The 18,817-nt window shown below is 73.7% G+C and carries 10 protein-coding genes; 6 read left to right on the top strand and 4 right to left on the bottom strand.

Annotated elements, in window-relative coordinates; all coding sequences use genetic code 11:
- Window positions 1-211 precede the first annotated feature (211 nt).
- Complete coding sequence (locus tag CG747_RS27785) at window positions 212-2,191, bottom strand: glycosyltransferase (RefSeq protein ID WP_100604589.1); 1,980 nt, start codon at window positions 2,189-2,191, stop codon at window positions 212-214.
- Between the two features lie 147 nt (window positions 2,192-2,338).
- On the opposite strand from CG747_RS27785, the gene CG747_RS50755 reads away from it, so the two are divergent.
- The 3 genes from CG747_RS50755 to CG747_RS27770 all read left to right on the top strand — a co-directional run bounded on the left by CG747_RS50755 (window position 2,339) and on the right by CG747_RS27770 (window position 6,517).
- Entirely contained in the window at window positions 2,339-5,020 is a 2,682-nt protein-coding gene (locus tag CG747_RS50755; protein ID WP_100604588.1) for a YfhO family protein, read from the top strand.
- Between the two features lie 61 nt (window positions 5,021-5,081).
- Window positions 5,082-6,068, top strand: coding sequence for a glycosyltransferase family 2 protein (locus CG747_RS27775; protein ID WP_100604587.1), 987 nt, complete (start codon window positions 5,082-5,084; stop codon window positions 6,066-6,068).
- Window positions 6,068-6,517 carry a GtrA family protein gene (locus CG747_RS27770; RefSeq protein WP_100604586.1) on the top strand — a complete coding sequence of 150 codons (450 nt, stop codon included), beginning with the start codon at window positions 6,068-6,070 and terminating at the stop codon, window positions 6,515-6,517. Before CG747_RS27775 ends, CG747_RS27770 begins: the two co-directional genes overlap by 1 nt.
- Here the strand turns inward: CG747_RS27770 and CG747_RS27765 are convergent.
- Window positions 6,475-8,646: a PIG-L family deacetylase gene (locus CG747_RS27765; RefSeq protein ID WP_100604585.1), complete on the bottom strand. Its 2,172-nt coding sequence runs from the start codon at window positions 8,644-8,646 to the stop codon at window positions 6,475-6,477. The genes CG747_RS27770 and CG747_RS27765 overlap by 43 nt on opposite strands.
- 305 nt (window positions 8,647-8,951) lie before the next feature.
- Between CG747_RS27765 and CG747_RS27760 the strand changes: the two genes are divergently transcribed.
- Window positions 8,952-10,625, top strand: a complete 1,674-nt coding sequence (locus CG747_RS27760) for a serine/threonine-protein kinase (protein WP_100604584.1) — start codon at window positions 8,952-8,954, stop codon at window positions 10,623-10,625.
- An 88-nt stretch (window positions 10,626-10,713) separates the two neighbouring features.
- Here CG747_RS27760 and CG747_RS27755 read toward each other — a convergent pair whose 3' ends face one another.
- Window positions 10,714-11,349 (bottom strand): TetR/AcrR family transcriptional regulator, encoded by a 636-nt coding sequence (locus CG747_RS27755; protein WP_100604583.1) that lies wholly within the window; start codon window positions 11,347-11,349, stop codon window positions 10,714-10,716.
- Between the two features lie 159 nt (window positions 11,350-11,508).
- Here CG747_RS27755 and CG747_RS27750 point away from each other — a divergent pair, with 159 nt between their 5' ends.
- Window positions 11,509-12,456: an ABC transporter permease gene (locus CG747_RS27750; protein ID WP_100604582.1), complete on the top strand. Its 948-nt coding sequence runs from the start codon at window positions 11,509-11,511 to the stop codon at window positions 12,454-12,456.
- 4 nt (window positions 12,457-12,460) lie between these two features.
- Window positions 12,461-13,261, top strand: a complete 801-nt coding sequence (locus CG747_RS27745) for an ABC transporter ATP-binding protein (RefSeq protein WP_100604709.1) — start codon at window positions 12,461-12,463, stop codon at window positions 13,259-13,261.
- Between the two features lie 205 nt (window positions 13,262-13,466).
- On the opposite strand, the gene CG747_RS27740 is transcribed toward CG747_RS27745, so the two are convergent.
- Complete coding sequence (locus tag CG747_RS27740; RefSeq protein WP_100604581.1) at window positions 13,467-18,428, bottom strand: NAD-glutamate dehydrogenase; 4,962 nt, start codon at window positions 18,426-18,428, stop codon at window positions 13,467-13,469.
- Window positions 18,429-18,817: the final 389 nt, after the last annotated feature.

Below are 18,817 nucleotides of genomic sequence, written 5' to 3'. Positions count from 1 at the left end.
ACAAGAACGCGCCAAAAGCGCGGCGCGGGGCGGGACTTGGCCGCATCGGCGGCCGCCGGACAGCGGGGCGCCGGCGCCTCCGGGAGGCCCGGACGCGCCGCCCTTTGCCCACAAGTCCCCATGCCACCAGGGCGGTTGGCATGCGTCCAGGGACGGCGCGATGACGGCGCCCCCGGGCGGGCGCCCCGCCCGGGGGTGTTCCGTCAGCCGCTCACCCGGGCACCTTGAGCGTCAGCGGCCCCTTGCCGTCCGCGGACCGGACCGGGATCTCCCGGCGGAGGCCGCCCGCGGTCAGGCGGAGGGCGACCCGCCAGGTGCCCGGGGGGCCGCCGCGGAGGCGGGAGCGGGCGCGGTAGCGGTCGCCGGCGGCGCGTTCGACGGTGGTGCGCAGGGCCACGCAGCGGGTGGCGTCGCGCAGCACGAACTGGAGGTCGGCGTCGGCGGGGCAGCCGGGGAGGGTGAGGCGGGCGTCGACCGTGGCACGGCCGGTGCGGCTGCGGGCGGTGGCGCCCCGGAGGTCGGCACCGAGCGGGCGGCGGGCCCCGTCGTGGTCCAGGTCGAGGTGGAGATGGCGGTGCGGGGAGGAGAGGAAGAGGGCGGCGACGGTGGGGCCGGCGGGGCCGTGGCTGACGACGCGGGGGGCGGTGTCGGTGGCCGACTCGCCGCCTTCGGGGACGAGCCAGGCTTCCCGGCGGAGGGCGCCGGAGGGGGTGGCGTCGGCCGCGTCGGGGGCCGGGCCGGTCGCCGCCCCGTGCGCCGTGACCGCGATCTTCAGGCCCCAGATGCCGTCCGTCAGGGGCTCGCCGAGGGCCGCGGTGGCCGGGTCGAGGGCGGCGTGCCAGGTGTCGTCGGGGCCGTAGGCGGCGGGGACGCGGAGGTGGGCGCCGCTGCGGTGGAGGATCAGCTCGACGCGGTCGGCGCCCACCGCGCGCAGGGTGGCGGTGCCGTGGAGGTGGAGGACGCCGCCGACCCATTGGACGCCGGTGAGGCGCTGGCGCACCGCGATGCGGGAGGTGAGGTCGTAGAGGGCGTCCGGCAGGGGGTGGTCCGGGTCGCGGAAGTGGGGGTAGGCGGCGTAGGCGCGGCCGTCCTCGATGCGGGGCGGGCCGGGCGCCGGGGCGGAACCGGGGCCGGAGTCGGCGCGGACGACGGCGGCCAGTTCGGCGTCGAGGCCGGCGCGGAGGCAGTGGGCGCGGAGCCGGAGGCCGGGCGGGAGGGCGGCGAGCACCCCGTCGGTGAGGTAGCGGTCGACCAGGGGGCGGGCGGCCTCGCGCATCGCGCGGCAGCCGGCCTCGTCCCGGGCGAGGTAGGGGGCCGCGAACGGCATGAGTATCTCGCCGTGGAAGTGGCGGACCATGAGTTTGTCGCGGTCGGGGCCGGGCGGGACCTCGGCGGCGACGCCGGTCAGGACGGTGTCGATGTAGGCGAGGTAGGCGGGCCAGTCCATGTCCTGGCGGGAGGCGTTGCTGTCGTCGTCGCGGCCGTGGAGGTAGTAGCAGTCGTAGTCGGCGAGGACCGAGATGGTCTCGGCGCGCAGCAGGGCGGCGATGCCGAAGGGGAGGTCCTCGGCCAGCAGGCGGCCCTCGACGAAGCGCAGCCGGTGGCGCTCGACGAAGGAGCGGCGGAAGAGCTTGTAGGCGGCCAGGCTCCAGTAGACGGGTGAGTCGAAGACCGAGACGCGGGGGTTGGTGGTGCGCAGGTCCACGGGGGCGCCGCGGCCCTCCGCGCCGACGATCCGGCCGTAGACGACGTCGGAGTGGTGCTCCTCGGCCATGCGGATGAGGCGGGCCAGCGCCTCGGGGCCGAGGTGGTCGTCGGAGTCGAGGAAGAAGACGTAGTCGCCGGTGGCGCGGTCCAGGCCCACGTTGCGGGGGCGGCCGGCGCCGCCGGAGGCGGGCTGGTGGACGACGGTGAGCCGGGGGTGGTCGGCGGCGGCCTCGTCCAGCCAGGCGCCGCTGCCGTCGGTGGAGCCGTCGTCGACCGCGATGATCTCGATGCGGTGCGGGTCGAGGGTCTGGGCGAAGACCGAGCCGAGGCTGCGGTCGAGGTAGCGGCGGGTGTTGTGGACCGGCACGATCACGGTGACGGTCGGGGCGGAGCGGTCCGGGCCGTCGGGGTGCTGCGGGCCGTCGGGGCGGCCGGCGCGAGCGGCGTCGGCGGCACCTGTGGGATCGGTGGGGTTGTCGGACACGGGAACAGTGGCCTCCGTTCCTTTCTGCGGGTCCTCGCCCTACCCCGCCCCCTCCGGGGTAAAACGGACTATCAAGACATCAAGCCATATAAATCGTTCGCTGCCTGTCTGCGCGCGGAGTACCGCGCCGACCTCGGAGGAGCGCCGGTGAGCCCGACACCTTCCGCACCCCAAGAGGGGGTCCGGACCCGCGGGGTTGCCCGGACCTCGCCCGGCGCGACATGCGCCACACCCGCCGGCCGGACCCGATGGCGCCGGTCGGCCGCGCCCGGACTGGCGGCGCTGCTGTCCATGGGGGCGTACTGCCTGGCGCTGGCCGCGCACGGCGGCTACCCGTTCGGGCCGCGCTCCCGTGCCGTCAACGACCTGGGCAACCAGTTCGTGCCCTTCCACGCCCGGCTGTGGGACCTGCTGCACGGCACCGCCCACGGGGACCTGTTCTTCAACTGGGGCAGCGGGTACGGCGTGCCGTTCCTGGCGGACTTCGTCACCTATCTGATGAATCCGTTCTCCGTGCTGGTGGGAGTGTTCCCCCGGGCGCTGGTGGATCTACCGGTGTTCCTGGTGACGCTGCTGAGCATCGGACTGGGCGCGGCGCTGATGACCGTCCTGCTGGGGCGGCTGCGGCCCGGACCGGGCGGGCCGCGGGCGCTCCTGGCGGTGGGGTACGGGCTGTGCGCCTGGGTGCTGAACGACGGGGCCGCCGATCCGATGTGGATGTGGGGGCTGGTCTCGCTGCCCCTGCTGGGGATCGCCGCGGACTGGTGCCTGCGGCGGGTGCGCTGGGTGACCGGGACGCTGCTGGTGGCGCTCGCCTGGGCCGGGAACTTCTACACCGCGGCGATGGCCACACTGGCGACCGGCCTGGTGCTGGCGGTGCGGCTGCTGGTGGACGACGGCGACGACGCTGCTGTCGCCGCACCGGCGGGCGGGCGGCGGCGGGCGGCGGGGCGGGCGGCCGCCATGGCGGCGGTCGGGATCGCGCTGGCCGCGCCGGTGCTGACGGTGACGCTGAAGGCCAGCCGGGCCTCGCAGCCGCCGCCCCCGGCGGTGTACGGGGGGCGACCGCCGCTGCTGGACCAACTGGCGCAGCTGCTGCCGGGCGGCCACGGCGCGGTACCGGCGCCGAACATCTTCGTCGGGGTGCCGGCGCTGCTGCTGGTGGCCGCCTTCCCGTTCGTCCGGGCGGTGCCGGCCCGGGTGCGGATCGGCTGGTCGCTGCTGGCGGCGGGGATCGGCGCCTCGCTCGTCTGGAAGCCGACGATCCTGCTGTGGCACGGGCTGGCGCTGCCCAACGGGAGCCCCTACCGGGCCGCCTTCGTCCTCAGCGGCGTGCTGGTGATGATCGCCTGGCTGGCGCTGGCGCACCGCCCGCGGCCGCGCGAGCTGGCCGCGGGGGCGGGGCTGGTCGCGGTGCTGCTGTGGTGCTGCCGGGACCGCAGCGCGGTGAGCGGCCCGACCTGGATCGTGGTGGCCGGCGGCGGGGCGGTGGTGCTGGCGGCGCTGCTGGCCCCGGCCCGCCTCCGGGCGCGGCCCCTGGGGCGGGCGGCGGTCACCGCGGTGCTGGTCTGCGCGACCACGCTGACCGCCGCGTACACGGCGTTCGCGGTGGCGGCCGCGCGGGACGGCATCCCGTGGTTCCAGCCCAAGCTGACCCTGACCGAGGGGGCGCTGGCCACCCGGCGGGGACTGGCCGCCCGCGACGACTGGCCGCGCTCCCGCACGGATCCGGGCCCGCACGAGTTCGCCGACAACGATCCGCTGCTGCTCGGCGGCGAGGGCGGCGCGTACTACAGCAGCTACGTGCCCGCGGCGACCGCCCGGACACTGCACGGGCTGGGCGCCGGCTGGTACATCCGGGGGCGGCACACGCTCAGCTTCGAGGACCCGGTGGGGCGGGCCCTGATGGGGGTGAGCAGCGCGCAGGTGCAGCCGGTGGCGGGCGGGCCGCGCGGCAGCTACTCCGTGTGGCGCGGCCCGGCGGCGCCGCTGCTGACCGTGCGGCGCGGGCCGCTGCCGGGCCCCGGGACCGGCCCGGACACCGTCTTCGCCCGTCAGGAGCGGCTGCTGGGCGCCCGGGTCTACGAGGTGCCGCGGCTGGTGCCCGGCGCGGGGCCGCCCCCGGAGCGGGCGCCCGGCGGCTGGGTGCTCCCGGACCGGCGGCAGCCCACCGTGCCCCCGGGCGCGGTGGCCCCGCAGGCCGGCGGGACGGTCTTCACCGCCCGGTGCACCCCGGGCGGCGAGGCGCTCTGGTACGCGCCGTGGTTCGCGGGCGAGGTCGGCGGGCCGGGGACGACGACCCAGGCGGTGGGCCGGTGGGACGTCACCGCCGGCCCGCTGCGGCGGCTGGGCACCGTACCGGCGGACGGGACGGTGCCGGTGCGGTTCGCCGGGGAGGGCCGCCAGTACGTGCCGGAGCGGGCGGTGGGCTGCCTGCCCCCGGGCCGGCTGGCCGCGGCGCTGCGGGCCCTGGAGGGGCCGGTCCGGCTGACCGCGGGCGGCCACGGCCTGGTGGCCCGGCTGCGTCCGGGGGCCGCCGGGACCGCGGTGCTCGCCCTGCCGGCGGTGTCCGGCTGGGGTTGTTCGGTGGACGGTGGGCCGGTCCGGGCGCCGGGGACGTTCGGCGGGCTGATGACCGTTCCGCTGGAGCCGGGCGCGGCACGGCTGAGCTGCGCGTACACCCCTCCGGGGCTGGCCGCGGGGGTGGCGGTGAGCGGGGCGGGGGTGCTGGCGGTGGGCGCGGTGGCCAAGGTCGGCGCGGTCCGCCGGCGGCGTCCGCGGCCCACTCCACCCGGCCGCCCAAATAGTGCGTTTCATCAGGATTTGTAAAACTGCTTTTCAGGGGACGGCTGCCTCAGCCGCCCCCTGTCCCCGGCGGAAAGGCCCGCCCATGAAGCTCTCCATCGTCGTCCCCTGCTACAACGAAGAAGCCGTGATAGGTCGCTTCGACGCACAGCTGCGCGCGGTACTGGACGGCCTCGCCGTCCGGTACGAGCTGTGCTACGTGGACGACGGCAGCCGCGACGGGACCCTGCTCCGGTTGCGCACCCTGGTCCACCGGCACCGCGGCACCACCCGCTACCTCTCCTTCAGCCGCAACTTCGGCAAGGAGCCGGCGATGCTGGCCGGGCTCAGGGCGGCCACCGGCGACGCGGTGATCATCATGGACGCCGACCTCCAGCACCCGCCGGAGCTGATCGAGAAGATGCTCGACCTCTACCAGCTCGGCCACGACCAGGTCATCGCCCGGCGCAGCCGGGAAGGCGACCGGCGGCTGCGCACCGTGCTCAGCCGCCTGTACTACCGCGCCGTCAACACCTGGATCGACGTCGAACTGGTCGACGGCGCGGGCGACTTCCGGCTGCTGTCCCGCAAGGCGGTGGACGCACTGGTCTCGCTGCCCGAGTACAACCGCTTCTCCAAGGGCCTGTTCTCCTGGATCGGCTTCGACACCGTCAGCTTCGACTACCGCAACGCGGCCCGGGAGGCCGGGGAGACCAAGTGGCGCTTCGGCTCGCTGGTCAACTACGGCATCGACGGGATGATCTCCTTCAACTGCCGTCCGCTGCGCGCCGCCATCTACACCGGACTGAGCCTGGCGTTGTTCGCCACCCTCTACGCCCTGTGGGTGATCGGCGCCGCCGCCGTCGGCGGGGTCACCGCACCCGGCTACGTGACGCTGGTGGCCATCGTCGTGGGGCTGGGCGGCCTGCAGATGGTGATGCTCGGGCTGATCGGCGAGTACATCGGGCGGATCTACTACGAGACCAAGCGGCGGCCGCACTTCCTGGTCAAGGAGAGCGACGGCGCCGCGCCCGCCCCCGTGCACGCGGCGGCCCCGCCCGGGACCGCCGCCGTCGGCCCGCGGCCCCGCTGATGCGCCGGCCGACCGCGGCGGTCCCCTGGGGGCAGATCGTCCGGTTCACCGTGGTCGGCGGCGTCAACACCGCCACCTTCTACGCCTGCTACCTGCCGCTCCACCGCCTGCTGCCGTACTTCGCGGCCTACACCGCCGGCTTCACCCTCAGCCTGGTCGGCTCGTTCTTCCTGAACACCTACTTCACCTACCGCACCCGCCCCACCTGGAAGAAGTTCCTGCTCTTCCCGCTGACCCAGGTCACCAACTACGCGGTGCAGAGCGCCGGTCTGGTGGCGCTGGTGAGCTGGCTGGGGATGAACAGCGTGGCCGCGCCGCTGGCCGCGGCACTCCTGGCGCTGCCGGTCACCTTCGTCGTCTCCCGGCGAATACTCCGGCCCCCGGCCCGCCGCGGCGGGCCGGGCGGTCAGCCCGAGGCGTCGCCGGTGCGCTCCGGCCGGCCGGTCTGACCCCGCCACCCCAGGAACGGCGCGGTCTGCCCGGCCTTCGCCTGCCGGGCCGCGTACAGCCGGCCGTCGTTGCCGAGGGCGACCAGCACCGCCCGCCCGGCCGCGTCGTGGGCCACCCCGGCGGCCGCCGAGTGCGCCAGCCGGCACCGCTGCCAGGGCTTGGGCGCGGCCTGCGCCATCGCCACCCGGACGTCACCGGCGTCGTCCCGGGCGGCCAGCACCATCCGGTCGCCGCTGCCGGCCGGCGCCAGCGCCACCCGCCCGTAGCCGCCGGCCCGCTCGCACTGCCCGGAGACCCGCCAGCTGCCGATCGCCCGCCGCCGCTCGGCGATCAGCACCCGCGCGGTCTGCGACTGCCGGTAGGCGATCCGCACCACACCGCCGGCCAGGGGGGCGATGCTGATCGGCCCGCCCGGCTCCGGCAGGCCGGTGGCCGCGCCCGGCCGGGGCGTCTCCCCCGGCTCCTTCGACACCCAGTGCTGCACCGTCCGGACGCTGGGCGCGACCACGTGGATCAGCCCCCCGGCGTCCACACAGGCGTCGATCCCGTCGACGATCTGCGGGGACGCCTTGAGGGTGCCGACACCGGCCGGTCCCTCCAGGAGGCCCCAGGGCGACCACTGGGCGCCGTGCGGGCCGCTGCGGTGGCCGATCCCGCCGTCCCAGGTCCGTACGAAGACGTGCACCGTGCCGTCCGGGGCGGCCACCGCGGCCGGGAAGCCGATCTCCAGCGTCCGGACCGGGTCCCGCTCCGGGGAGCCCAGCGACTCCCACTCCCCGAAGGCGGGCACCCCGTCCGGGCCGGTGCCGTTCTGCCGCGCGGTGACCAGCTCGCGGTGGTGGTCGACGCCGGGCGCGGGCAGCACCGTCCGGGACCCGAACAGCTGGAGGGTGCCGTCCGGGTGGCGCACCACGTGCAGCTGCCCCTGGAGCAGGTCCCCGCCGATCCGGTGCGGCGCGCCGAACCGCCCGCTGCCCGCCCGGGTCTCCGCCCAGCCGTACGCGGCGCCGCCCCGCACCGCGAAGGCGGTCAGCCGGCCGTCCCGGGCCGGCCGCACCCAGGCGTTGGAGCCGGGCGCGCGCAGCCGGGTGCTGCGGGTCCAGCTCCGCGGGCTGCCGTTGAGGGCGGAGCCGCCGACCTTCAGGTCGCCGCAGCCCGCCGGGTCGGCGCACCGGCGGTGGTCGGCCCAGCCGTAGATGTCCAGCGTCCCGGCCTTGCGGCGGACGGTCGACGGGTCGAGGTCGCCGGGGAGGACGCCGAGTTCGTAGCCGAGGTAGTTCTCCACGACGGTCGGGGCGGGGCTGCCCTGCCCCCAGTAGCGGGCCAGCGCCGCCTGGGTGAAGTGGGCGGAGGCGGTGTGGTCCTGGTGGTCGAAGTAGCGCAGACCGGCCAGCCGGGGATCGGGGGTGGACAGCGGCCGTTTGCCGGAGTGCACCGCGTTGGGGTCCAGGGTGCGCACGACGGTGGGCCGGACCCAGTCCAGGACCGCCGTCAGGGTGTCGGTGACCTGGTCGCGGGTGTAGCGGAACTGCCGCTGGACGGGGCTGCCCTCGGGCCGCAGCGTGGGGATCGAGTCGACCACCCCCAGCCAGAGGCCGCGCAGGCTGACGGCGCGCGGCTGGTACACCGCGCGGGCCTCGACCAGCTCCACGAAGACCAGCTGGTGCTGGGGCGCGGCGCGCAGCGTCTGGACCTCCACCTGGAAGCCGCGGAGCAGGGTGCGGGCCTCGGCGTCCCAGGTGCTTTCCGGGTCGCCGGTGGCCATCTGGGCGTGCGCGGCGAGCAGTCCGTTGACCCGGGCGCGGGCGAACGCCGGCCGGTCGGGGATCACCCGGTGGTGCAGAGCGCTGCCGCGAGGGGCGTTCCGGCCGTCGGACTCGCCGCCCGTCAGGCAGACCGTGACGGTCCGCGCGCCGCTGCGGATGGCCTGCTCCAGACCCGGGTTCATGAAGAACAGGCCGTCGTCGGGGTGCGCGATGACGTGCAGGAACACCTGATCGTCGGGTTCCTCCGCGGACTCCTGCTCGCGGGCCGGCGAGGCCGGGCGCGAGGTGTCGGGGGAGCGCCAGGCCCACACGCCGGCACCCGCGGTGGCTGCGAGAACGGTACCGACGGCGGCCTGCAGCATCCGGCGGCGCGACGTCGACGGTCCTGAGGGTCCTGACCGGGGCACGTCCTCAGTATTTGCGGGCCCCGGCGATCCCGCGCGCCCGACCCGCCCCGTCGCCGCCCCGCCGGATGCCCTTTCGGGTGAAGGCCCGTCAGCCGATCGGCGGCACCGGACTGTTCGCGGCGGAGCCGGAGTTGACGGGCGGACAGCCCCCGGACAGGTGTACGGATAGCATCCCCCGGTAGTTCTCTACCGGGGGGTGGCTCCACATCAGCACGCACGACGACGTCTTCACGCCCCTGCGCCCCGACGACCCGCGGGAGGTGGCCGGCTACCGGCTGCTGGCCCGCCTGGGCGAGGGCGGCATGGGCACGGTGTACCTCACCCGCACCCGCGGCAACCAGCCCGCCGCACTGAAGGTCATCCGCCGGGAGTTCGGCCGGGACCCGGACTTCCGCGGCCGCTTCGTGCAGGAGGTCCGGGCCGCCCGACGGGTGCAGGGCTACCACGTCGTGCCGGTCCTCGACCACGACACCAGCGGCGAACTCCCCTGGCTGGCCACGGAGTTCATCCCCGGACTGCCGCTCGACGAGGCACTGCGGGACGGCCCGCTGCCCCTGCCGGCGGCCTTCCGGCTGATCGGCGCGATCGCCACCGCCCTGGGCTCGGTGCACGCCGCCGGAATCGTCCACCGCGACCTCAAGCCGAGCAACGTCCTGCTCGGCCCGCAGGGCCCCTACGTCATCGACTTCGGGATCGCCCGGGCCGCCGACGCCACCCAGCTCACCCGCAGCGGCGGCTTCATCGGCACCCCGCAGTACATGTCCCCCGAGCACGCCGGCGGCGAGCAGGTCACACCCGCCGCCGACCTCTTCCCGCTGGGCCTGATCGCGGCGGTCGCGGCCACCGGCCGGCACCCGTACGGGGACAGCGCGGCCCTCACCGTCGCCACCCGGATCGCCAACACCGCGCAGGTCCCCCCGGACCTCACCGGCTACCCGGACGCGCTGCGCCCGCTGCTCACCCGCTGCCTGGCCGCCGACCCCCGGCAGCGGCCGACGCCCGCCGAGGCGGCGGAGCTGTGCCGGGCGGCGTCCGGGCGCGGACCGCGGGACTTCGACGACTGGCTGCCGGCCGCCGTGGCCGCCCGGATCGCCCGGCGGGAGCGCGCCGCCGAGGAGCTCCCGGAGCCGCCGCCGGCCGCCGCCCCGCCACCGCCCGGCCACGCGCCGACGCAGGGCCCGCCCGGCTACACCCCCACCCGGGGAACGGGCCCGCACGCCGCCCCGACCCAGGCCGCCACCGGCCCCGCGCCGACACCCGGCGGCCCGCACACGATGCCCACCGCCGGACCCGGCACACCCGCGGCCGGCCCGCGGCGCAGCCCCTTGCTGCGGGCCGCGCTCGGCGCGGTGGCACTGCTCGCCGTGGTCGGCATCACCTGGACCGTGGCGCGCAGCGACGGCTCCGGCGACCAGGCCACCGGCCGGCACGGCACGCCCGCCCCCGCCCCCACCCCCGCGCACGGGAAGAACGGCTCGTCCGCCGCGCCGCCCGCGACGCCGGACGGGAACGCCGGCTACCAAGTCGTCTTCAAGGACCGCCCGTTCGCCCTGCGCGCGCCCTCCATGGCGGGCTTCAACTACATCGACCTGGACGTCCCCAAGTCGGTGCCCGGCGCGCAGATCGACGAGTCCCCGTACGAGATCACCTACAACGGAGTGTCCGGGATCGGCCTGCAGTTCCACACCCCCATGGGCCGCAGTACCGGCCGGACCGCCCAGGCGTGCCTGGACGGCTCGCACGCGGACGTCCTGCCCGACCAGGTGCGCCGCGAGGAACTGGACAAGGGCCAAACGATCCACGTCGGCACCCTGCTGTGCACGGAGACCACCGACGGCAACCTGGCGATGATCGAGGTCACCGGCATGAGCCCGAACCACGAGAGCGACATGCCGGACTTCGCGACCAAGGTGACGCTCTGGAAGAAGGACTAGAGCCGATCGCCATCTTCCCGTCCGCCCCGCCCGGCATGGCGGGCGGCCGCGGCACGGAAGCCCGCCCGCGCCGCCGCGCCCGCGCCGTCTACTCCGCGCCCAGCGCCGCCGTCACCGACCCGGCCAGCGCGTCGAGGTACCCCGCGGGCACCTCGTCGCGGACCACCAGCAGCCGCCAGTACAGCGGCCCGGTCAGCAGGTCGAGCGCCAGTTGGGGATCGACGTCCGCGGGCAGCTCGCCGCGCTCCACCGCCCGCGCCACCACCGCCGCGGCGACGCCCTCCTGGCTGCCGTGCAGCGCGGACTTCAGCGCCGCGGCCAGCTCCGGGCTGCGCGCCGCCTCGGCCAGCAGGTCCGGGATGATCTGCGAGGCCATCGGGTGCCGCAGCGCGCGGGCCGCGACCTCCAGCACCGTCCGGACGTCGCCGCGCAGCGACCCGGTGTCCGGGGCCGGCAGTCCGGCCGCGGCGACCGCCGAGACCACGTCCAGGACCAGGTGCAGTTTGGAGCGCCAGCGCCGGTAGACGGCGGTCTTGCCGACCCCGGCCCGCCGGGCGATGCCCTCGATGGACATCCGGGCGAAGCCGACCGCGGCCAGCTCCTCGAAGACCGCCGCGCGAATCGCGGCGGTCTTGTCCTCCCGCAGCACGGCGGCGCCGGCCGGGGCCCGGCGCGCACCGGTCGCCGCCGGGCCTCTCTCGCTCTCGGTGCCGTCTTTTGCCATGCCTTGATCCTAGCGGCACGACGCTACGGTTGCGTTTCGACGTCGACTCGTCCTACTGTCGACGTCGCGACGATACGGCCCCGTTCCGTCGTCGTGCCGGACCCTGGCGTCCTCCCGACCGGACTCCGACGGCCCCGTACGAAAGCGAAAGCGGCCCCCATGCCCCAGACCCTCGCTCCCCCGCCCCCCGGCCCGGCCCCGGCCCCCGTCCGGCCGTCCGGATCCGGCGGCGCACCCGACCCGGAGCTGCGCGCCCTGGCCGAACGCCATGGCCTGACGATGAGCGGCGCCCGCCCCTCGCTGCCCGAGTACACCCGGCAGCTGTGGCACCGGCGGCACTTCATCACCTCGTTCGCCACCGCCAAGCTGACCGCGATGTACACCACCTCCAAGCTCGGCCAGCTCTGGCAGGTGATCACCCCGCTGCTCAACGCCGGTGTCTACTACTTGATCTTCGGGGTGCTGATCGGCACGCGGAAGGGCGTCCCGGACTACATCCCGTACCTGGTGACCGGCGTCTTCGTCTTCACCTTCCTGCAGAACTCGGTGATGACCGGCACCCGGGCGATCTCCGGCAGCCTCGGCCTGGTGCGCGCGCTGCACTTCCCGCGCGCCTGCCTGCCGATCTCGTTCTGCCTGGCGCAGCTCCAGCAGCTGCTGTACTCCATGGGCGTACTGGTGATCATCCTGCTGTGCTTCGGGCAGGTGCCGACCTGGTCGTGGCTGCTGGTGGTCCCGGCGCTGACGCTGCAGTTCGTCTTCAACACCGGCCTCGCGATGATCATGGCGCGGCTCGGCGCGCGGACCCCGGACCTGGCGCAGCTGATGCCCTTCATCATGCGGACCTGGATGTACGCGTCCGGCGTGATGTTCAGCATCAGCCTCATCCTCAAGGGCAAGAACCTCCCGCAGATCGTGGTGGTGCTGCTGAACGGCAACCCGGCCGCGGTCTACATCGACCTGATGCGCTTCGCCCTGATCGACAGCTTCAAGGCGCACCAGCTCCCGCCGCACGTATGGGCGTTCGCGGCCGGCTGGGCGCTGCTCGCGGGCGTGGCGGGCTATGTGTACTTCTGGAAGGCCGAGGAGCGGTACGGACGTGGCTGAGTTCATGACGGAAAACGAGGGCGGCACCGGCCCGGCGGCGGACGAGGCCCGCGTCCCGACCGTGATCGCCGACCAACTGCACATCGTCTACCGCGTCTACGGCACCGGCGCCGGCAAGGGCAGCGCCACCGCGGCGCTGGGCCGCATCGTCCGCCGCAAGCCCGCCACCAACGTGCGCGAGGTGCACGCGGTCAAGGGCGTCTCCTTCACCGCCTACAAGGGCGAGTCGATCGGCCTGATCGGCTCCAACGGCTCCGGCAAGTCGACGCTGCTCCAGGCGATCGCCGGACTGCTGCCCGCCGAGCGCGGCAAGGTCTACACCCACGGCCAGCCCTCGCTGCTCGGCGTCAACGCGGCCCTGATGAACGACCTGACCGGCGAGAAGAACGTCATCCTCGGCGGCCTGGCGATGGGCATGAGCCGCGAGGAGGTCCGCGAACGCTACGACGGCATCGTCGACTTCTCCGGCATCAACGAGAAGGGCGACTTCATCTCACTGCCGATGCGGACCTACTCCTCCGGTATGGCGGCCCGGCTGCGGTTCTCCATCGCGGCGGCCAAGGACCACGACGTGCTGCTGATCGACGAGGCCCTGGCCACCGGCGACCGCCGCTTCCAGAAGCGCTCCGAGGCCCGCATCCGCGAACTGCGCGAGGAGGCCGGCACGGTCTTCCTGGTCAGCCACAACAACAACTCCATCCGCGACACCTGCGACCGGGTGCTGTGGCTGGAGAAGGGCGTCCTCCGCATGGACGGACCCACCGAGGACGTCCTCGCCGCCTACGAGGACTTCACCCAGGGCTAGGGGCGACACCCCCGCCCGCAACGCCGCGAGCGCCGGACAGGCCATCTGGCCCGTCCGGCGCTCGCGGCATGCTCCGTGCCCTCCGGCGCCCAGGCCCCCCGGCCCGCCTGGAAGCCCACCGCACGCACAAGCGCCGGACAGGCACAGGCGGCCCGTCCGGCGCTCAAGGGCAAGGGGGCGGCGCCGGGCGCCGCCCCCACCGGCCTCAGCTGTGCGTACGCAGCAGCGTCCGCATGGTCCGCATGGCCACCGAGAGGTTCGCCAGATCGAACCCCTCGGACCCGTGGATCTCCTCCAGCGTGGCCCGCGCCCGCGTCAGGATCGCCGCGTTCGCCTCCTCCCACGCCGAGAACCGCTCCTGCGGCGACGCGGATCCGTCGCCCACCGACAGCACGTCCGAGGTGAGCGCGGCGTGCGCCGCGAAGAGGTCCTCGCGGATGGAGGCGCGGGCCATCGACTGCCAGCGGTCGTTCCGCGGCAGCTCCAGGATCCGGTCCAGGAGCTGGTTGATCCGCAGCCGGTCGCCCAGGTCGTAGTAGACCTCCGCGACGGCCAGCGGCTCCTTGCCCGACCGGTCCGCGATGGCGACGATGTCCAGCGCCGGGAAGACCGACGAGAAGCCGGACACCTGGACGGCCAGCTGCTCGGGCACCCCGGCGTCGGTCAGCTCCTCCAGGATCGTCTGGTACCACTCCAGGTCGCTGCCCTGGAGCAGCTTCGGCAGCTCCGCCCAGACCTGCGCCACCCGCTCCGAGAAGAAGTCGATGGTCCCGGACAGCTCCAGGGGCTGGCGGCGGTTGTTGAGCAGCCAGCGGGTGCCGCGCTCGACCAGCCGGCGCGAGTGCAGCCGGATCCGGGTCTGGACGTCGGCCGCGACGACATTGTCGAGCGCCTCGACGTCGTCCCAGACCTGGTTGAGGCGGAAGATCGCGCGAGCCGCGGTGTGCGCCCGGACGACCTCTTCCAGCGACGCGCCGGTCTCCTCCCGCATCCGGTGCAGGAAGCTCGTACCGCCGGTGTTGACGGTGTCGTTGACCAGCACCGTGGTGACGATCTCGCGGCTCAGCGCGTGCCCGTCGACCTGGCCCGTGAAGTTCTCCCGCAGCGCGGTCGGGAAGTACGCGTGCAACAGGCGCTGGAGGTAGGGGTCGTCCGGCAGCCCCGTCTGGATCAGCTCGTCGGCCACCGTGATCTTGGTGTAGGCGAGCAGGACCGCGGTCTCCGGCTGGGTCAGGCCGCGCCCGGCGTTCAGCCGCTCCCGGATCTGCCGGTCGGTGGGCAGGAACTCCAGCGCCCGGTCCAGGTGCCCGTCGCGCACCAGACGGCGCATGAAGCGCTGCTGGGCGTGGAGCATGCTGGAGGACTGGGCGATGGCCAGCGCCAGTGCGGTGTTCTGCGCGTAGTTGTTGCGCAGCACCAGCGAGCCGACCTCGTCGGTCATCTCCGCCAGGAGCTTGTTCCGCTGCTTGACCGTCATGTCGCCGTCGGCGACGACGGAGTTGAGCAGGATCTTGATGTTGACCTCGTGGTCGGAGGTGTCCACACCGGCGCTGTTGTCGATCGCGTCGGTGTTGATCTTCCCGCCGGCCATGGCGAACTCGATCCGGCCCAGCTGCGTCAGGCCCAGGTTGCCGCCCTCGCCGACGACCTTGACCCGCAGGTCCTCGCCGTTGACCCGGATCGCGTCGTTGGACTTGTCGCCCACGTCGGCGTGCGACTCCGTGGACGCCTTGACGTACGTGCCGATGCCGCCGTTCCACAGCAGGTCGACCGGGGCCTTGAGGATGGCCTGCATCAGGTCGGCCGGCGTCATCTTCTTCACACCGGGTTCGAGGCCCAGCGCGGCCCGCACCTGGGCGTTGATCGGGATGGACTTGGCCGACCGCGGGTGCACCCCGCCGCCCTGCGAGAGCAGGTCGGTGTTGTAGTCCGCCCACGAGGAACGCGGCAGCTCGAACAGCCGGCGGCGCTCGGCGTACGAGGTCGCCGCGTCCGGCTTGGGGTCGAGGAAGATGTGCCGGTGGTCGAAGGCGGCGACCAGCCGGATGTGCTCGCTGAGCAGCATGCCGTTGCCGAACACGTCACCGGACATGTCGCCGACGCCGACGACGGTGAAGTCCTGGGTCTGCGAGTCGTGGCCCAGCTCCCGGAAGTGCCGCTTGACCGACTCCCAGGCGCCGCGGGCGGTGATGCCCATGCCCTTGTGGTCGTAGCCGGCGCTGCCGCCGGAGGCGAACGCGTCGCCCAGCCAGAAGCCGTAGGACTCGGCGACCTCGTTGGCGATGTCGGAGAACGTCGCGGTGCCCTTGTCGGCGGCGACCACCAGGTAGGTGTCGTCCTCGTCGTGCCGGACGACGTCCTTGGGCGGCACGACCTCGCCGCCGACGAGGTTGTCGGTGATGTCCAGCAGACCCGAGATGAAGGTCTTGTAGCAGGCGATGCCCTCGGCCAGCCACGCGTCCCGGTCCTGCGCCGGGTCCGGCAGCTGCTTGCCGACGAAGCCGCCCTTGGCGCCGACCGGCACGATCACGGTGTTCTTGACCATCTGCGCCTTGACCAGGCCGAGGATCTCCGTGCGGAAGTCCTCCCGCCGGTCCGACCAGCGCAGACCACCGCGTGCGACCTTGCCGAACCGCAGGTGGACGCCCTCGACGCGGGGCGAGTACACCCAGATCTCGTACGCCGGGCGGGGCGCCGGCAGATCGGGGATGGCCTGCGGGTCCAGCTTCATCGACAGGTAGGAGTGCGGCCGGCCCGCGCTGTCGCGCTGGTAGTGGTTGGTGCGCAGGGTCGCCTTGATGACGGTGAGGAAGGAGCGCAGGATGCGGTCCTCGTCGAGGGAGGCGACCTGGTCCAGGGCGCCGTCCAGCTCCTCCAGCAGCCCGTCGGTCAGCTCGGTGCCGGCGCTCTGCCGCTCCGGGGACATCCGGGCCTCGAAGAGCGAGACCAGCAGCCGGGTGGTGTGGACGTTGTTGGAGAGGGTGTCCTCCATGTACGTCTGGCTGAAGGTCGAGCCGGCCTGCCGCAGGTACTTGGCGTAGGCGCGGAGCACCATCGCCTGGCGCCAGTCGAGACCGGCCCGCAGCACCAGCTGGTTGAAGTCGTCGCTCTCGGCGGCGCCCGTCCACACCGCGGTGAACGCCTCCTGGAAGCGCTCGCGGGAGTCGTCGCCCGAGACGTAATCGGGCATCCGCAGACCGAAGTCGTAGATCCAGGCGAGGGTGGCGTCGGCGCAGCGCAGCTCGTGCGGGCGCTCGTCGACGACCTCGACGCCCAGGCGGTTGAGGCCGGGCAGCACCTTCGACAGCGAGACCGGCTCACCGCGGCGGTAGATCTTGAAGCGGCGCTCACCGGGGCTGGCGTTGACCGGCTCGTAGAGGCTGACCGCGAAGTCGCGGCCCGGCTCCCCGGTGAGCTTCTCCAGGTGCTGGAGGTCGGCGACCGCGCTGCGCGGGTTGTTGTCGGCCTTGTAGCCCTCGGGGAAGGCGTGGGCGTAGCGGCGCAGCAGTTCGGCGGCGCGCTCCTCGCCGACCTCGGCGGTCAGCGCCTCGGCGAAGCCGTCGGCCCAGGAGCGGGCGGCCTCCACCAGCCGGGCCTCGATGCGGTCCACGTCCGCGTCGGTGAGCTCGGACAGGGCGGTGCCGGGCTCGACCCGGATGAGGAAGTGCAGCCGGGAGAGCACCGACTCGGTGTTCCAGGCGGTGAAGTCGACGCTGGTGCCGCCCAGCTCCTCCTTGAGGATGTCGATCAGCCGCAGCCGGACACCGGTGGTGTAGCGGTCCCGCGGGAGGTAGACGAGCGCGGAGTAGTAGCGGCCGTACTCGTCCTGGCGGAGGTAGAGCCGCAGGCGGCGGCGCTCTTGGAGGTAGAGCACGCTGGTGGCGATGGACCGCAGCTCGTCGGCCGGGGTCTGGAACAGCTCGTCGCGCGGGTAGGTCTCCAGGATCTGGAGCAGGTCGCGGCCGTCGTGGCTGTTCGGGCTGAAGCCGGCGCCCTCCAGGACCTCGGCGACCTTGCGGCGGATCACCGGCACCCGTCGGACGGACTCGGTGTACGCGGCCGAGGAGAAGAGGCCCAGGAAGCGGCGCTCCCCGATGACGTTGCCGTCCTTGTCGAACTTCTTCACCCCGACGTAGTCGAGGTAGGAGGGCCGGTGGACGGTGGCGCGGCTGTTGGCCTTGGTGAGGATCAGCAGCTTGTGCTCGCGGGCCTTGGCGCGGGCGTCCGCGGGCAGCCGGTTGAAGGACGGCGAGACGGGGTGGCCGACGTCGCTCTCGCGGTGCGCCGGGTCGGAGCGCAGGATGCCCAGGCCGGTGCCGGGGATCGCGGTGAGGACGTCCTCCTCGGTGCCGTCCTCGCAGGGCGCGCAGGCGAGCTCGTACTCGCGGTAGCCGAGGAAGGTGAAGTGGTCGTCGGAGAGCCAGCGCAGCAGCTCCCGGGCCTCCTCGACCTCCTCCGCGCGGATGTCGTCGGCGATCGGCTCGGCGGGCAGCTCCTCGGCGATCCGCAGGGAGGCGGAGCGCATCTTGTCCCAGTCCTCGACGGCCTCGCGGACGTCGGAGAGCACCCGCAGCAGATCGGCGGTGATCTGCTTGAGGTCGTCCCGGTCGGTCTCGCGGTCGATCTCGACGTGGATCCAGGACTCGACGACCGCGTCGTGCGGCAGCTCGGCGGTCTTGCGGCCGCCGTTGAGGCCGTGGACGTCGCCGTTGATGTCGAGGACCTCGATCAGCTTGCCGGTGACGTCCCGGCGAACGATCAGCTGCGGGTGGATCACGACATGGATGCCGCGCCCCTGCCGCGAGAGCTCGTTGGTGACCGAGTCGACCAGGAAGGGCATGTCGTCGGTGACCACCTCGACGACGGAGTGGCTGCACGTCCAGCCGTTCTCCTCGACGGTCGGGGTGTGCACCCGCACATTCGCGGTGCCCTGGGGCCGGTGCTCGGCGAGGCGGAAGTGGGAAAGCGCGGCACCGAAGACATCGACCGGGTCGCGGTCGGCGAGGTCCTCCGGGGCGGTGTGCAGGTAGTAGCGCTGGAGGTATCCCGCAAGGGTGTCCGGGTCCAGTCCGCGCACCGGGGTCTTCGCCCCGGCCGGGCTGCTCTCACCTACCCGGGCGGCCCTTGCAAGCAGCTCGTTCTTGGCTTCGTCCAGCTTGGTCTGCATGTCCTCTGGCTCCTGTCGCGCGCCGTTGCGTGACGTTGTGGAAAAACGTGGGAAGGGCTGTGGAAGCCGCACAACGCCACCGCGACGCGGGGTGTCCTGTCGCTGTCGACGCTATGCCGCGATGGGGGAAGGCCGCGCCGCCGTCGACGAGTTTTGACGAAGTCGACATGGATTGGCGGCCGCAACGATCAGCAGTCGCCCGGTCACGGTGGTGTCCCGGGCGCACGCCGGGGGCCTTGCCACCCCCGCGGACTATCGCGCTGATCACGGTGCAAGGCTATCTCTCCCGGCAAGTGCCCCGTTATGCGCCGTGCACGTAAAACCAGACCCTTAACTTGGCCCTTCTGGACAATGGGGAGCCGGGGTGGCGTATGTGTAGGTGTGGCGGC

The organism is Streptomyces sp. CB02959 (genome assembly GCF_002803155.1).
Classification (GTDB): Bacteria; Actinomycetota; Actinomycetes; order Streptomycetales; family Streptomycetaceae; genus Streptomyces.
The sequence above is the reverse complement of the archived record's forward strand: the minus strand, read 5'-3'. Positions and strand labels throughout refer to the sequence as shown.

Coding starts and splice junctions, on each gene's coding strand:
- CG747_RS27775 (WP_100604587.1), top strand. CDS start 5,082: ATGAAGCTCTCCATCGTCGTCCCCTGCTACAACGAAGAAGCCGTGATA.
- CG747_RS27770 (WP_100604586.1), top strand. CDS start 6,068: ATGCGCCGGCCGACCGCGGCGGTCCCCTGGGGGCAGATCGTCCGGTTC.
- CG747_RS27765 (WP_100604585.1), bottom strand. CDS start 8,646: ATGCTGCAGGCCGCCGTCGGTACCGTTCTCGCAGCCACCGCGGGTGCC.
- CG747_RS27755 (WP_100604583.1), bottom strand. CDS start 11,349: ATGGCAAAAGACGGCACCGAGAGCGAGAGAGGCCCGGCGGCGACCGGT.
- CG747_RS27750 (WP_100604582.1), top strand. CDS start 11,509: ATGCCCCAGACCCTCGCTCCCCCGCCCCCCGGCCCGGCCCCGGCCCCC.
- CG747_RS27745 (WP_100604709.1), top strand. CDS start 12,461: ATGACGGAAAACGAGGGCGGCACCGGCCCGGCGGCGGACGAGGCCCGC.
- CG747_RS27740 (WP_100604581.1), bottom strand. CDS start 18,428: ATGCAGACCAAGCTGGACGAAGCCAAGAACGAGCTGCTTGCAAGGGCC.